The following is a 15,360-nucleotide window of genomic DNA, read 5'->3' as shown; positions in this document are numbered from 1 at the left end:
GCTGATATGTTCAATCAAGGAGAATAATAATGTTAAAGCCACTGACTTTGCTGACCGCTTCCATTCTTGCTGTAACCAGTTTTAATGCGGCCGCAAATTGCGACCCCGGCGAAATCGTCATTAAGTTTAGCCACGTCACGAATACAGATAAGCACCCTAAAGGTATTGCGGCTTCGCTGCTTGAAGAGCGTGTTAATAAGGAGATGAATGGTAAGGCTTGCCTACAAGTTTTCCCTAATTCAACCTTATACGATGACGATAAAGTATTGGAAGCCATGCTAAACGGCGATGTGCAGCTAGCGGCGCCTTCATTATCAAAATTTGAAAAATTCACCAAAAAATTCCGTATTTTTGACCTGCCATTCCTATTTGAGGATGTGGACGCAGTTGACCGTTTCCAAAACTCAGCTGACGGTGAAAAACTGAAAAATTCAATGACACGTCGTGGTGTGAAAGGGTTGGAGTTTTGGCATAACGGTATGAAACAGATGTCAGCCAATAAACCTCTACTCGTTCCTGCGGATGCAAAAGGATTAAAGTTCCGCGTGCAAGCATCTGATGTACTGGTGGCTCAGTTTGAGCAGCTTGGTGCAAACCCGCAAAAAATGTCTTTTGCAGAAGTGTATGGCGGTTTGCAAACTAAAGTTATTGATGGTCAAGAAAATACATGGTCTAACATTTATGGTAAGAAATTCTTTGAAGTGCAAGATGGCATTACCGAAACCGATCACGGCATTTTGGACTACCTAGTGGTGACATCGAGCAAGTGGTGGGACAGCCTGCCAGCCGACGTGCGTGACCAGTTCGCGACCATTTTAAAAGAAGTCACTGAAGCGCGTAATGCGGAATCAAATAAAGTCGAGCTCCAAAATAGACAATACGTGTTGGAAGCCGGAGGCGTGATCCGCACTCTCACACCTGAACAGCGCCAGCAATGGGTTACAACGCTGAAGCCTGTGTGGCAGAAATTTGAAAAAGACATCGGTTCAGATTTGATTGAGGCAGCGCTGGCTTCAAACAAATAATCAGCCTCCAACCCCACCTTGCGTGGTGGGGTTGGACTCAACGCGTTTATTGCTCGTCTCATTGATAACTAACCTGAAGCCGTGCGGTGACCTTGAGTCAATTCCGATAATTACTATGAGAGCGATGTATCACATGGAACACTCTTTTTTCTCTAAAGTCGGCCGATTTACCGATGCGATTGAAGAAATGCTGATTGCATTCTTCTTGGGCTCGATGACCTTATTAACGTTCGTTAACGTTGTTTATCGCTATGTTTTTAACGGCAACATTTTATGGGCATTGGAATTAACCGTGTTCATGTTTGCATGGATGGTACTGGTTGGTGCGTCCTATGGGGTAAAGAAACACTTTCACATCGGAGTTGATGTGGTCATTAACATGGTGCCTGCAACCATGCGAAAAGTGTCTGCACTGGTCGCGGTGGCTTGTTGTTTAACCTTTTCTATTTTACTGCTCATCGGTTCGTGGAATTACTGGTATCCGTTTGCGACTGAGCGTGCTTGGTATGAAACCGACGATATTCCTATGCCGGAAATGCTGCAATTTCTCTCCGATTGGCTCAATGAAGGGGAGCGCTATGAAAAAATGCCGCGCTTTATTCCATACATGGCATTGCCTATCGGGATGGGATTACTCACTTTTCGCTTTTTACAAATCGCCTATCAAATTCTCAGCGGTAAGTTAGACAGAATGATTTCTGGCCATGAAGCCGAGGAAGATCTTGAAGCGCTGAAAGCGGAAATGGCACAAGTGAGCGAGACCATGTTAGAGCCGAACCGCGAAGCGACCCCGCCTATTGATTCTCGCAAGGAGCGTTAATTCATGGATATTTTACTGCTGTTTGTTATGGTCATCGGCTTTATGTTAGTCGGTGTACCCATTGCTATCTCGCTCGGATTATCCAGCGTTCTGTTCCTACTTTGGCACTCCGATACTTCTTTAGCGTCAGTGGCTCAAACCTTGTTTAACGCTTTTGAAGGCCATTACACTTTGCTTGCGATTCCATTTTTTATTTTGGCTTCCAGCTTTATGTCAACCGGAGGTGTGGCAAAACGCATTATCCGTTTCGCTATCGCTATGGTGGGTTGGTTTCGGGGAGGGCTTGCGATTGCTTCGGTAGTGGCCTGTATGATGTTTGCGGCGCTGTCTGGTTCTTCGCCTGCTACAGTGGTGGCGATCGGCAGTATTGTTATTGCCGGAATGGTTAAAAATGGCTACAGCAAAGAGTTTGCTGCGGGGGTTATTTGTAATGCTGGTACATTGGGCATCTTGATCCCACCTTCGATTGTAATGGTCGTGTACGCAGCCGCGACCGATGTATCGGTAGGGCGCATGTTTTTAGGCGGTGTGATCCCAGGTTTATTAGCGGGTTTGATGCTGATTGTTGCTATCTACATTTTTGCACGAATTAAAAACCTGCCGAAACAACCTTTTGTGGGTTGGAAAGAAGCGATCTTCGCCGCCAAAGATGCCAGCTGGGGTTTGTTGCTGGTGGTGATCATTCTCGGCGGGATTTACGGTGGTATCTTTACGCCAACCGAAGCGGCTGCGGTGGCAGCGGTATACGCTTTCTTGATTGCCAATTTTGTTTACAAAGATATGGGGCCGTTCGCCGACAAAGAAAATACCAAACCTGCCTTGGTCAAAATCGTGCAAGCCTTTTTCCATAAAGATACGCAAGCGACTTTGTTTGATGCAGGCAAACTGACCATCATGCTGCTGTTTATTATCGCCAATGCATTAATATTGAAACATGTTCTGACCGAAGAGCGCATTCCGCAAATTATTGCTGAATCGATGCTTTCTGCCGGTCTCGGGCCTATAACATTTTTGATTGTAGTCAACATATTACTGCTACTTGGTGGTCAGTTTATGGAGCCATCAGGGCTGCTGATCATTGTTGCTCCATTGGTCTTCCCCATCGCCATCGCACTCGGTATTGACCCCATTCACCTTGGGATCATGATGGTGGTGAACATGGAAATAGGGATGATCACACCGCCTGTCGGGTTAAACTTGTTTGTCACCGCAGGGGTTGCCAAAATGTCGATGATGAATGTGGTGAAAGCGGCGCTACCGTGGGTGGCGATTATGTTCCTATTTTTGATGATTGTGACCTACGTGCCTTGGATTTCCACTTGGTTACCAACCACCTTAATGGGGCCGGAAATCATCACTAAGTAACCAAAATGCTGACCTGAAATTTCTATGGCTGCGGCATGTTATTAGAGCTCTATATTTTATAGAGCTCTTTGTCTAATCCGTAACGCTGCATTTTGTCGTACAACGTTTTACGCGGTACGTTGAGCCTTTCCATTGTTTCATTGATACGCCCACCACACTCAATCAATGCTTGTTCGATCACGGATTTTTCAAATTCGGCCACTTGTTCGACTAAATGGGTGGGTAATTTTTGTGATGGCTCGCTGTCGTCTAACTGAGCCAGTTTCCCCAATAGCACATAGCGCTCTGCGGCGTTGCGTAGTTCGCGCACGTTTCCCGGCCAGTCATGGCTGATTAAGCGCTGCATTTCAGGTTGAGAGAGTGCGGTTGCCGCTTTACCGTAACGAGCCGCGGCCACTAACAAAAAGTGATGGAAAAGCGCAGGAATATCCTCTTTACGTTGGCGAAGTGGTGGAATATCTAATGTGACAATGTTTAAGCGATAGTAGAGATCTTGACGAAAGGTGCCTGCTTGAGCTGCTTGCTTTAAATCGACTTTTGTTGCGGCGATGACTCGAATATCCAGAGGGATCAAGGTGTTGGACCCAACACGTTCAATGACTCTTTCTTGCAGTACGCGTAATAAACGAATTTGTGCCTGCATCGGCATTGATTCAATCTCGTCCAGAAATAAGGTGCCTCCTTGTGCGTGTTCAAATTTACCAATGCGTTTGGTTTCAGCGCCAGTAAAGGCGCCTTTTTCATGGCCGTAAAGTTCACTTTCTATCAAATTTTCAGGCACTGCGCCGCAGTTCAGTGCGACGAAATTGAGCTCGCGGCGAGAACTCTGCTCATGTAACGAGCGAGCAACCAGCTCCTTTCCTGTGCCAGTTTCGCCAAACAGTAGAATGTCAGCCTGAGTGTCGGCGACATGAGTGATGGTGCCCCTTAACGCTTGGATGTTGCCAGTATTACCGATAATGCGTGGTCCAAGAGTTTGGCTCGCTTTTAAGCTGCGTTTTAGCTGCTGATTTTCTAACGTTAAGTGGCGTTTTTCTATCGCGCGGTGGATGGTTTCTATCAAGCGTTCAGTAGCAAAAGGTTTTTCGATAAAATCGTATGCGCCATCGTGCATCGCTTGTACGGCCATCGAAATATCGCCATGCCCTGTGATCAAAATAACAGGGACCTCAGCATCTTGATGATGAATCGAGTTGAGTAAGCTCTGGCCACTGAGGCCAGGTAAGCAAATATCGCTCACCACCACAAGAGGCAGCCCGTCTGCTTTGGCCGCCAGTAAAGCTTCTTCCGCACTGGAAAATAACCGCGCTGTGAGGTCGGCGAGCTCGAAACTTTGCGCAATGGCGATACGGATATCCGCCTCATCATCGATAAAAAATACATCACACATTGGTTGTCCTTAACTGCTTTTTATCTTTAAACCATACTTTGTCTGTAAATCACACGCTTGGCGTAACGATCGGTAGAGAGACTGAAAATCGCGCCCCACACTGCGGTGAACTGGCCATCGTTAACTCACCGTCCATGCTTTGTATTATCTGCTGTGAAATCGACAAGCCTAAGCCTAAGCCATTTTTTTTCGTGGTGAAAAACGGTTCGAAAAGATGGGCTATTTTTTCTTGTGTAATTCCCGGGCCGTTATCATCAATATGGATCAACACTTGAGAGGCTTTGCACTCAGTGCTCAAACGAACGCATTTTTGATGCTGTTCCTCAAGGGCCTGCATCGCGTTGGTTAGCAAGTTAATCAAGACTTGTTCTAGTTGGATTGGATTGACACGCACCCAAAGATCCATCGCGGGTAATTCCATCTCAAACTGAATCAAATTCGATTTAAATTGCGGTTGCATCAACTCTTTTGTCGACAAAATAATCGGTAATAATTGCGCGTTCACTTTCTCATCGGTGTTACTTTTTCGCGCAAACGATTTGAGCTGTTCACTGATTTTAGCCATGCGTTCGGTGAGCGCTGAAATGCGAGTCAAGTTGTCATCGGTCCGTTCCGGCTTACCATTGGCTAAAAAACGCCGCCCATTGTCGGCAAAACTGCGGATAGCGGCCAGTGGATTATTCAGCTCGTGACTAATACTGGCGGACATTTGCCCAAGCACAGCCAGTTTCGCAGCTTGGATCAATTCATCTTGAGTTTGGCGTAACATGCTCTCTGTTTTACTTCGCTCCGCAATTTCCGCGTGCAGTGCAGAGGTTCGCTCCATCACCAGAAACTCTAATTTTTGTTTTGCTTCAGACTGTAACTGTTCGATTTGGCGCTGTTTGAGTTGGCGGTGATGAACCAGTAATAGCCCTAAGTAGACGATGGCAAACAGCATGCTGTTGATCAGAGTAAATCCAAAGCTATCCCAGAAAATGTTTATTTTGGGCGATAAAACCCGAATGTTGAGCCCGATACTGGGCAGCGGTTTGGTTGAAACGATGAAATCGCCTTTAATCCAAGTTTGATAAGGATTTTCCCATTCGGCAACGGATGCGCTGAAATCGCCGATCAATCCGAGTGAGCGAATGGAGGTATCAAGATATTGGCGGCTATTTTGAACCGCAATTCGATCGCTTTCGCTCAGCATGGCAACACTTTTAAACAGCCACTCCGGTTGGCTGGACATGAAAATAATGTTGTTGTCGTCGGTGGCGACAAAATAGCTTTGTTTGCTCTGCCAGTTTTCCTCAATCGCGGAAAGATCCATCTTCACTACCACTACGCCAATGACATCCGCGGCATAAACGATAGGGTAGGAGTAGTAATATCCTCGTTGCCCCGATGTTGATCCTAACGCAAAATATTGGCTCTCTTGCCCAGTTATGGCCGTTTTAAAGTAAGGCCGCCAAGCGAAGTTTCGGCCAATAAATGAATGAGTGAGGTGCCAGTTACTTGCTGCGATCGTGTTGCCATATTGGTCGATGAGGTAGGTGTCAGCGGCTTGAATCACTTCATTGACCTGTTCTAAATAGCGATTAGTGATTTCAATTTGGGCGCTATTGCTGGGGCTGTGTAAAGCGTCAATGAGTTCTTTATCTTTGGCTAGCAATCTTGGGATATGTGCATATTTATCAAGTTTTGTGGTGATGTGGCTAGAGAATCGCTCTAGCTGAGCTTGATGTTCAATCAATAAACTTTGGTAGTTGTGCCGCCAAACAAAATGCGCCCCAGCCGCGGTAGACAAAAGGAATAACGTTACAAAAATAAGGTTTACTCGGCGAATATGTAGCATCCTTTCTCCATGTTCAGCGGCGCGACAAGGGCAGTTCTTTTGCGAGAGATATCCATTTTTGCAAGTGATAATGCTCCCAGCATTGACTCATAATTCTACTGGTTTTCCTTTGGGTGATGTTTAAAAAGAGCGCAATTGTGGGGTGCAAAACAGGAGCAAGATCTCTTTTTACGCTTTTGGGGTAAAAAAAGCCTCGATTCCCTTGAAAAAGCCTTTATTGTCCCCATTTCAAAACTGTGCTTTTTCACGTTGGTGGAATTTTTAGCACTTAGAAAGCAATTTAGGGTACGGAATCATCTCTCTGCGGTGATTGGCTCGACAGCACTGATTCTGGTCGGTAGAATGTCGCGTCTAAATTTTCTGTCCTGAGACTAATCAGAGATACCTTTTGTGATGCATTAGAGTCTCTAAAGATATCGCTTATTAGTCCAATATTGGGTCTTTTGGCCAATGTTGATGCTGGTTTTAATATAAGTGTTCGGATAGAGCACAACACAAGGATGCAGCCAAGCACAAGGCATCGCCTAAGTTGCGGCTCATATTGCTCAGAAATACTGGGCCAGTTTTGAGGTTTATAAATAATGCAAGTTACTGTTGAAACGCTAGAAGGCCTAGAGCGCCGTCTGAATATTACTGTTCCTGCTGCTAACATCGAAGATGCAGTTACAAAAGAGCTACGCAATATCGCTAAGAATCGTCGTTTCGATGGTTTCCGCAAAGGCAAAGTGCCTTTGAAAATGGTTGCGCAAATGTACGGTAAAGCGGTACGTCAAGACGTCATGGGCGAAGTGATGCAACGCCACTTCATTGAAGCTATCGTAAAAGAGAAAATCAACCCAGCAGGCGCACCAACATTCGCACCAGTTTCTATCGAAGAAGGCCAAGACCTTGTTTTCAATGCAACTTTTGAAGTATATCCAGAAGTTGAGTTAAAAGGTCTAGAAAACATCACTGTTGAAAAACCAGCGGTTGAAGTGAAGGAAGAAGACGTTGCTGAGATGCTAGAAACGTTACGCAAGCAACAAGCAACGTGGAAAGAAGTAGACGCAGCTGCGGAAGCGGGTTCGCGCGCGACGATCGATTTCGTTGGTTCTATTGATGGCGTTGAGTTTGAAGGCGGTAAAGCTGAAAACTTCCCTCTAGAAATGGGTGCAGGTCGCATGATCCCTGGTTTTGAAGACGGTATCGTTGGCAAAACCAAAGGTATGGAATTTGAAATCGACGTTAACTTCCCTGAAGATTACCACGCGGAAAATCTAAAAGGTAAAGCGGCGAAATTCGCAATTAAAATCAACAAAGTTGAAGTGCGTGAATTACCAGAGTTAAACGACGAGTTCGTTGCCAAATTTGGTGTGGCTGAAGGTGGCGTTGAAGCGCTGAAAGCTGAAGTTCGCAAGAATATGGAACGTGAACTTAAGCAAGCAGTAAAAAACCGCATTAAAGAGCAAGCGATTGAAGGTCTAGTAAAAGAGAACGATATCAATGTTCCTTCTGCACTGATCGATCAAGAGATCGACGTACTGCGTCAACAAGCTGCGCAACGCTTTGGCGGTAACCCAGAAGCCGCCGCTCAACTACCACGTGAATTGTTCGAAGAACAAGCAAAACGTCGCGTAGTGGTTGGCCTACTTCTTGGTGAAGTGATCAAGTCTGAAGAGCTAAAAGCTGACGAAGATAAAGTGAAAGCATTGATCGAAGAGATGGCAACAGCGTACGAAGATCCAGCTGAAGTAATGGCATACTATTCTCAAAATCAGCAAATGATGAACAACATGCGTAACCTTGCTCTAGAAGAGCAAGCAATCGACGCGATCATTGCTAAAGCACAGGTTTCTGAAAAGGCTGTTAGCTTCAATGAGCTAATGAACCAGCAACCTGCTTAATAAGCAATATGTAGCGTAGGTGGTTGACTACAGGTTAACTATTCTGCTAACAATGGTCCGTGTGATACCCATCATTCGGGCCATTTATTTTAGGGACATAACAATATGAGCTACCAAGAAAAAAACGCAATGTCGCCAATTTTTGACGCGCTAGTACCCATGGTGGTTGAGCAGACTTCCCGCGGTGAGCGCTCATACGATATTTATTCTCGCCTACTCAAAGAACGAGTGATTTTCTTAACGGGTCAAGTTGAAGATCACATGGCTAACCTTGTTGTAGCGCAGCTGTTGTTTTTAGAATCGGAAAACCCTGATAAAGATATTTTCCTCTACATCAACTCGCCAGGAGGTAGTGTGACTGCTGGTATGTCAATTTATGACACCATGCAGTTCATCAAGCCGAATGTTAGCACTGTTTGTATGGGCCAAGCTTGTTCAATGGGAGCATTCCTATTGGCTGGTGGCGCTCCGGGGAAACGTTATGTGTTGCCTAACTCACGCGTGATGATTCATCAGCCGTTAGGTGGTTTCCAAGGCCAAGCTTCGGATATCCAGATCCATGCTCAAGAGATCCTTACCATCAAGCAAAAACTCAACAAATTGCTTGCTGAGCATACAGGCCAACCGCTTGAAGTTATCGAGCGTGATACCGACCGTGATAACTTTATGTCTGCTGACCAAGCTGTGGAATACGGTTTAGTCGATGCAGTCTTGCGTCACCGCGGCGAATAACAGTTCTCAGAATTGTTTAACGCATTTTGGCGTAATTTGAGTTACACTCAGACGATTAAAAGTAAAGGCTAAGAGGTTAGCGAATGACAGACAAAAGCAAAGAGAGCGGTAGTAGTAAACTGTTGTATTGCTCTTTCTGTGGCAAAAGCCAGCACGAAGTTCGCAAGCTGATCGCCGGTCCTTCTGTTTACATCTGTGATGAATGCGTTGATTTATGTAACGACATCATTCGTGAAGAGATTAAGGATGTTCTGCCAAAAAAGGAATCTGAGGCGTTACCTACGCCGCATAAGATCCGTGAACATCTTGATGACTATGTGATTGGCCAGGAACATGCAAAAAAAGTGCTCGCAGTGGCCGTATATAATCACTACAAGCGTTTACGAAACGGTGATAAAACGAGCGATGGGGTTGAGTTAGGTAAGAGTAATATTCTTCTTATTGGCCCAACAGGTAGTGGTAAAACACTGCTTGCAGAAACATTAGCTCGTTTCCTAGACGTACCTTTCACAATGGCAGACGCCACCACATTAACTGAAGCAGGTTATGTCGGCGAAGATGTTGAAAACATCATCCAAAAGCTGCTGCAAAAATGTGATTATGACGTTGCAAAAGCGGAACGTGGTATCGTCTACATCGATGAAATTGATAAGATTTCTCGTAAAGCAGAAAACCCTTCAATTACCCGAGATGTCTCAGGTGAAGGGGTTCAGCAAGCGCTGTTGAAATTGGTGGAAGGCACTATCGCTTCGGTTCCGCCGCAAGGTGGCCGTAAGCATCCACAACAAGAGTTTTTACAGGTAGACACATCCAAAATCCTCTTTATCTGTGGTGGTGCATTTGCGGGCCTAGATAAAGTGATTGAACAACGTGTTGCGACAGGTTCAGGTATTGGCTTTGGTGCGGAAGTTCGTTCTAAAGATGAAACCAAAACTATCGGTGAGTTGTTCAATCAAGTAGAGCCTGAAGATTTGGTAAAATATGGGTTGATCCCTGAATTTATCGGTCGTCTTCCCGTAACGGCTACCTTGACAGAGCTGGATGAAGAAGCACTGATTCAAATCTTGTGTGAGCCGAAAAACGCGCTGACGAAACAGTACGCAGCCTTGTTTGAGTTAGAGAACGTTGACCTAGAGTTTCGTGAAGACGCATTGCGCGCCATTGCAAAAAAAGCAATGAACCGCAAAACGGGCGCACGTGGTTTACGCTCTATATTGGAAGGTGTACTACTCGAAACCATGTATGAACTGCCATCGGTAAACGATGTCAGCAAAGTGGTTATCGATGAATCAGTCATTAATGGTGAATCACAACCGCTACTAATTTACAGCGGAAATGAGAGCCAAGCGGCTGGCGCAGAGTAAATCTCAATCAGAAATATTTAAAGGAGGTAGCAAATACCTCCTTTTTTTTATTCTGTTATTGAATCCAGTGAGTTAGCCCCCATATACTCGGTAATCAGTTGAAGCGGAAGAGAGAATAATATGAACTTGGAACGTTCCGAGCGTATCGAGATCCCCGTACTACCTCTACGTGACGTGGTGGTTTATCCTCACATGGTCATTCCTTTGTTTGTTGGCAGAGAAAAATCCATCCAATGCCTTGAAGCGGCGATGGATAACAACAAGCAAGTGTTACTTGTGGCACAAAAGCAAGCGGAAACCGACGAACCGAAAATTGAAGATCTTTTTGAAGTCGGGACAGTTGCAACGATTTTACAACTTCTGAAATTACCTGACGGTACCGTGAAAGTGTTGGTTGAAGGCCAACAGCGAGCGAAAATTGATCGCTTCATCGAGCGTGAATTTTTCTCCGCAGAAGCGCAGTATCTTGTCACTCCTGAGTTGGATGATAAAGAGCAGGAAGTCGTCGTTCGTAGCGCAATCAACCAATTTGATGGTTTTATCAAACTCAATAAGAAAATCCCGCCTGAAGTATTAACGTCGTTAAATGGGATTGATGAAGCAGCGCGTTTGGCTGATACCATCGCCGCTCACATGCCATTGAAATTGATTGAAAAACAAAAAGTTCTCGAAATTGTTGATGTCAGTGAACGTTTGGAATTTTTAATGGGACAAATGGAAGCGGAGATCGATCTATTACAGGTTGAAAAACGAATTCGTGGTCGTGTTAAAAAGCAGATGGAAAAATCTCAGCGTGAGTATTACCTCAACGAGCAGATGAAAGCGATTCAGAAAGAATTAGGTGAGATGGATGACGCACCTGATGAATTTGAAATGCTGAAGAAGAAGATTGACGATTCCAAAATGCCGCAGGAAGCGCGCCAAAAAACGGAACAAGAGCTGCAGAAATTAAAGATGATGTCTCCAATGTCTGCAGAAGCAACCGTTGTGCGTAGCTATATTGATTGGATGGTCAATGTTCCTTGGGCCAAACGTTCAAAAGTTAAGAAAGATTTGGCAAAAGCTGAAGAGATTTTAAATGCCGATCACTATGGTTTAGATCGTGTCAAAGAGCGTATTTTAGAATATCTCGCGGTACAAAGTCGTATCAACAAGCTGAAAGGGCCAATTTTGTGTCTTGTTGGTCCCCCGGGCGTTGGTAAAACGTCTCTTGGCCGCTCGATAGCGGCGGCAACAGGTCGACAATATACCCGTATGGCGTTAGGTGGAGTGCGTGATGAAGCAGAAATTCGTGGTCACCGCCGTACTTACATCGGTTCTCTTCCGGGTAAGTTGATTCAAAAAATGGCGAAAGTTGGCGTGAAAAACCCACTGTTCCTGCTTGATGAAATCGACAAAATGTCTTCAGATATGCGTGGTGACCCATCTTCCGCATTGTTGGAGGTGCTTGATCCTGAACAAAACAGCACCTTTAACGATCACTATTTAGAAGTGGACTATGACTTGTCTGATGTCATGTTTGTTGCGACATCAAACTCAATGAACATCCCAGGTCCGCTGCTTGACCGTATGGAAGTTATCCGCCTTTCCGGATATACAGAAGACGAAAAGCTGAATATTGCTAAACGCCATCTAGTGACTAAGCAAGTTGAGCGGAATGGTTTGAAGCCTCATGAAATTGTTATCGAAGATTCAGCCATCATTGGTATTATCCGTTATTACACACGTGAGGCGGGCGTACGAAGCTTAGAGCGAGAGATTTCAAAAATTTGCCGTAAAGCGGTGAAGAAAATCTTGTTGAATAAAGACGTAAAAACCGTGGTAGCCAACCAAGAGAATTTAAAAGAGTTTCTAGGTGTGCAACGTTGTGATTTTGGCAAAGCCGACGACAGTAACCAAATTGGCCAAGTTACGGGTTTAGCATGGACAGAAGTAGGCGGTGATTTGCTGACTATTGAAACCGAATCAATGCCTGGCAAAGGCAAGTTGACGCAAACTGGTTCTCTGGGCGAGGTGATGCAAGAATCCATTCAAGCTGCGATGACGGTGGTTCGCGCACGCGCCGAGAAATTAGGGATTAACGCTGATTTCTATGAAAAGCGTGACATTCACGTTCACGTGCCAGAAGGCGCAACACCAAAAGATGGCCCAAGCGCGGGTATTGCTATGTGTACGGCGCTTGTCTCTAGCTTGACGGGTAATCCTGTGAAAGCGGAAGTCGCGATGACGGGTGAGATAACGTTGCGTGGTGAAGTATTACCTATCGGCGGTTTGAAAGAAAAACTGCTCGCAGCACATCGTGGTGGTATCACCACCGTATTGATCCCAAAAGAGAATGAGCGTGATTTGGAAGAGATCCCTGCAAATGTGATTGCTGATCTAAAAGTCATTCCCGTTCAATGGATTGATGAAGTTTTGAAGATCGCACTTGAACGAGACCCTTCTGGGGTTGAATTTGAAGCTAAAAAATAGTGATGTGCAGCAAAAATAAGTAAAAGATCACGCTGATAGGCTTAAAAAGGCTTGTCAGCGTTTTTTTTGGGCGCTAACGTAAGCCCCTATAGCTTGCAGCCCAGATGTAATAAGGCTTCAAGCTAGTTTGGGAACTTAATGGAACGAAAAGTCACCGTTAAAAAATAATAATGGGTGACGCAAAGGGGAATCACAGTGAATAAAACACAATTAGTAGAAAAAATCGCAGAAAACGCTGACATCTCTAAAGCATCGGCAGGCCGTGCTCTTGATGCATTCATCGAAGCCGTTAGTGGCACTCTTCAATCTGGCGATCAAGTAGCGCTTGTTGGCTTTGGTACATTTAGCGTTCGCACTCGTGCAGCGCGCACGGGTCGTAACCCTAAAACGGGTGAAGAGATCCAAATCGCAGAAGCAAAAGTACCTGCTTTCAAAGCAGGCAAAGCGCTTAAAGACGCTTGCAACTAATCAAAATCGTTATTTTTTGCGGCTTAAGCGCAAAATTAATTCGAACCTTTTGAAATTATGCGCATCCTACTGATGCGCATTTCTTTTTCTGATATTATCGCGCTATTCAATTTTTAGGCTGAAGTGTGAAGCTTCTTATCCGGAGAGCAGTTAGATTATGATGGATCGATTACGCGAAGGCGTGAACAGCATCGCGGTGAAAATTATTCTAGGAATGATTATCTTATCATTCGTATTCGCAGGTGTCGGTAGCTACTTGGTAAGCGGTGGCAGTAATGCTGCGGCTAAAGTTGGCAATAGTGAGATTGGCCGTGGTGAATTTGAACAAGCGTACCAGAACGAGCGCAATCGCATGCAATCCCAATTAGGGGATTATTTTGCTAACTTGCTCGCTGATCCTCAGTATGTCGAGTCATTTCGTAAGTCAGTGCTTGATCGTATGGTTAACGATTTATTGTTGGAGCAGCATGCACAATCACTAGGTTTACGAGTGAGCGATGATCAGGTTCGTAAAATGATTTTAGACATGCCTCAATTCCAGACAGGCGGTAAGTTTGACCAAGAAATCTATCAAGCGGCTCTTCGCCGTGCAGGTTTCTCTGCTGAAAGCTTTGCAGAATATCTACGTCGTGATCTTATCCGTAACCAGTTACTTAGTGCTATCCAAGGTAGTGAATTTACGTTGCAGGGTGAGGTTAATCAGCAAAGTGAACTGATCTCTCAAACCCGTGATATCCGTGCGCTCACATTGTCACTCAGCGACTTTGCTAAAAATGTTGAGTTGAGTGATGAAGAAATTACTCAATATTATCAACAAAATGCAGAGCGCTATACCCGTCCAGAGCAGGTTAAAGTGGCTTATATCGAGCTTTCTGCCCAACAATTGAAAGACCAAATTGTAGTGTCTGATGAACAGGCCGAGCAGTACTACCAAGAGCATTTAGACAAATACTCCACTCAAGCACAACGTAAAGTAAGCCATATTTTGGTTCAAGGTGATGATAAAACTAAAGCAAAGGCAATTCTCGATGAACTGAATGCTGGCGCTGATTTCGCGACTTTAGCGAAAGAAAAATCAGAAGACGTAGGAAGCGCAGAAGAGGGTGGTTCGCTAGGTTGGATTGAACATGATGTGATGGACCCAGCTTTTGAACAAGCAGCCTTTGCTATCGAACAGATAGGGGATATCACAGGGTTGGTCAAATCTGAATTTGGCTATCACATTATCCGTCTTGATGATGTTAAAGCCCCTATCGCACAGCCCTACGCACAGGTTGCCTCTGAAATCAAAGCTGAAATGGTAGACCAAAAGGCCGCTGATCAGTTTTATGAGTTGCAGACTAAGCTAGAAAAAGTGGCATTTGAATCACCTGACTCTCTGGATGAAGCAGCAAACGCTATCTCAGCTAAGATTCAGAAAACCGATTTTATTTCTCAGCAAGATGCGCCTGAAATTCTTAAAAATCCAGCTGTTCTTCAAGCTATTCTAAGCCCAGAGGTAAAAGAAGATAGGCTCAATTCTGAGGTATTAGAAGTTGCCCCAGAACACGTTATCGTTGTTCGTGTTGATGATGCTCGGGAACAAATAGTTCTTCCTTTGGCTGAAGTGAAAGAGCAAGTGGTTACTCAGCTTTCTAAAGTCAAAGGCGAACAACAAGCGATTGAGTTAGCCACAAAATTGATTGATACCCTAAAGCAAGGTGACCAATCCTTATTGGAACAGCGTGGGTTAAAATTTGCTGAGTTGGAAATGATTGATCGTAGCTCTCCATTGGCGAGTACGGTGTTTTCTCTCCCTAAACCCGCTACAGATAGTGTGGTTTACGGTCAAGCGAAAGCAATGAACGGTGATATTGTTCTTGTTGAACTACATAAGGTTGAGGCTAAAGTCACACCTCAGTACAACGATCAAATTACGGCTCAGTTAGAGCGCATCGGTAGCCAACGTGATTTGGCTGCGATACTTACAACTTTGCGTAAAAATACAGACATTGAATATTATGT

11 protein-coding genes are annotated in these 15,360 nt (G+C 44.8%); 9 read left to right on the top strand and 2 right to left on the bottom strand.

Annotated elements, in window-relative coordinates; genetic code table 11:
• The first annotated feature begins 29 nt into the window (after positions 1-29).
• The 3 genes from AACQ17_RS16070 (at position 30) to AACQ17_RS16060 (ending at position 3,210) form a co-directional block, all read left to right on the top strand.
• A complete protein-coding gene (locus tag AACQ17_RS16070) occupies positions 30-1,025 on the top strand; it encodes a TRAP transporter substrate-binding protein (protein WP_017044592.1) in 996 nt (331 codons plus the stop codon).
• A 133-nt stretch (positions 1,026-1,158) separates the two neighbouring features.
• Positions 1,159-1,845, top strand: coding sequence for a TRAP transporter small permease (locus AACQ17_RS16065; RefSeq protein WP_026028632.1), 687 nt, complete (start codon positions 1,159-1,161; stop codon positions 1,843-1,845).
• A gap of 3 nt (positions 1,846-1,848) precedes the next feature.
• Positions 1,849-3,210 carry a TRAP transporter large permease gene (locus AACQ17_RS16060; RefSeq protein WP_013857190.1) on the top strand — a complete coding sequence of 454 codons (1,362 nt, stop codon included), beginning with the start codon at positions 1,849-1,851 and terminating at the stop codon, positions 3,208-3,210.
• A gap of 49 nt (positions 3,211-3,259) precedes the next feature.
• Here the strand turns inward: AACQ17_RS16060 and AACQ17_RS16055 are convergent, their stop codons facing one another.
• Positions 3,260-4,600, bottom strand: coding sequence for a sigma-54-dependent transcriptional regulator (locus AACQ17_RS16055; RefSeq protein ID WP_094147494.1), 1,341 nt, complete (start codon positions 4,598-4,600; stop codon positions 3,260-3,262).
• 49 nt (positions 4,601-4,649) lie between these two features.
• Positions 4,650-6,437, bottom strand: coding sequence for a sensor histidine kinase (locus AACQ17_RS16050; protein WP_094147493.1), 1,788 nt, complete (start codon positions 6,435-6,437; stop codon positions 4,650-4,652).
• 581 nt (positions 6,438-7,018) lie between these two features.
• Here AACQ17_RS16050 and tig point away from each other — a divergent pair.
• The 6 genes from tig to ppiD all read left to right on the top strand — a co-directional run.
• The gene (tig, locus tag AACQ17_RS16045) at positions 7,019-8,320 is read left to right on the top strand and encodes a trigger factor (protein WP_013857186.1); all 1,302 of its coding nucleotides are present in this window, start codon (positions 7,019-7,021) and stop codon (positions 8,318-8,320) included.
• Positions 8,321-8,425: 105 nt separating this feature from the next.
• Positions 8,426-9,052, top strand: coding sequence for an ATP-dependent Clp endopeptidase proteolytic subunit ClpP (clpP, locus tag AACQ17_RS16040; protein WP_010317461.1), 627 nt, complete (start codon positions 8,426-8,428; stop codon positions 9,050-9,052).
• A gap of 83 nt (positions 9,053-9,135) precedes the next feature.
• The gene (gene clpX / locus AACQ17_RS16035; protein WP_013857185.1) at positions 9,136-10,416 is read left to right on the top strand and encodes an ATP-dependent protease ATP-binding subunit ClpX; all 1,281 of its coding nucleotides are present in this window, start codon (positions 9,136-9,138) and stop codon (positions 10,414-10,416) included.
• Between the two features lie 120 nt (positions 10,417-10,536).
• Entirely contained in the window at positions 10,537-12,888 is a 2,352-nt protein-coding gene (lon, locus tag AACQ17_RS16030; protein ID WP_088728763.1) for an endopeptidase La, read from the top strand.
• A 195-nt stretch (positions 12,889-13,083) separates the two neighbouring features.
• The gene (locus tag AACQ17_RS16025; protein ID WP_026027116.1) at positions 13,084-13,356 is read left to right on the top strand and encodes an HU family DNA-binding protein; all 273 of its coding nucleotides are present in this window, start codon (positions 13,084-13,086) and stop codon (positions 13,354-13,356) included.
• Positions 13,357-13,513: 157 nt separating this feature from the next.
• A partial coding sequence (gene ppiD, locus AACQ17_RS16020; protein WP_094167622.1) for a peptidylprolyl isomerase occupies positions 13,514-15,360 on the top strand: 1,847 nt, incomplete at its 3' end.

The organism is Vibrio sp. V10_P2A27P122 (genome assembly GCF_963874335.1).
Lineage (GTDB): Bacteria > Pseudomonadota > Gammaproteobacteria > Enterobacterales > Vibrionaceae > Vibrio > Vibrio anguillarum.
The sequence above is the reverse complement of the archived record's forward strand: the minus strand, read 5'-3'. Positions and strand labels throughout refer to the sequence as shown.

Coding starts and splice junctions, on each gene's coding strand:
- tig (WP_013857186.1), top strand. CDS start 7,019: ATGCAAGTTACTGTTGAAACGCTAGAAGGCCTAGAGCGCCGTCTGAAT.
- lon (WP_088728763.1), top strand. CDS start 10,537: ATGAACTTGGAACGTTCCGAGCGTATCGAGATCCCCGTACTACCTCTA.
- clpP (WP_010317461.1), top strand. CDS start 8,426: ATGAGCTACCAAGAAAAAAACGCAATGTCGCCAATTTTTGACGCGCTA.
- AACQ17_RS16055 (WP_094147494.1), bottom strand. CDS start 4,600: ATGTGTGATGTATTTTTTATCGATGATGAGGCGGATATCCGTATCGCC.
- AACQ17_RS16050 (WP_094147493.1), bottom strand. CDS start 6,437: ATGCTACATATTCGCCGAGTAAACCTTATTTTTGTAACGTTATTCCTT.
- AACQ17_RS16065 (WP_026028632.1), top strand. CDS start 1,159: ATGGAACACTCTTTTTTCTCTAAAGTCGGCCGATTTACCGATGCGATT.
- AACQ17_RS16070 (WP_017044592.1), top strand. CDS start 30: ATGTTAAAGCCACTGACTTTGCTGACCGCTTCCATTCTTGCTGTAACC.
- AACQ17_RS16060 (WP_013857190.1), top strand. CDS start 1,849: ATGGATATTTTACTGCTGTTTGTTATGGTCATCGGCTTTATGTTAGTC.
- clpX (WP_013857185.1), top strand. CDS start 9,136: ATGACAGACAAAAGCAAAGAGAGCGGTAGTAGTAAACTGTTGTATTGC.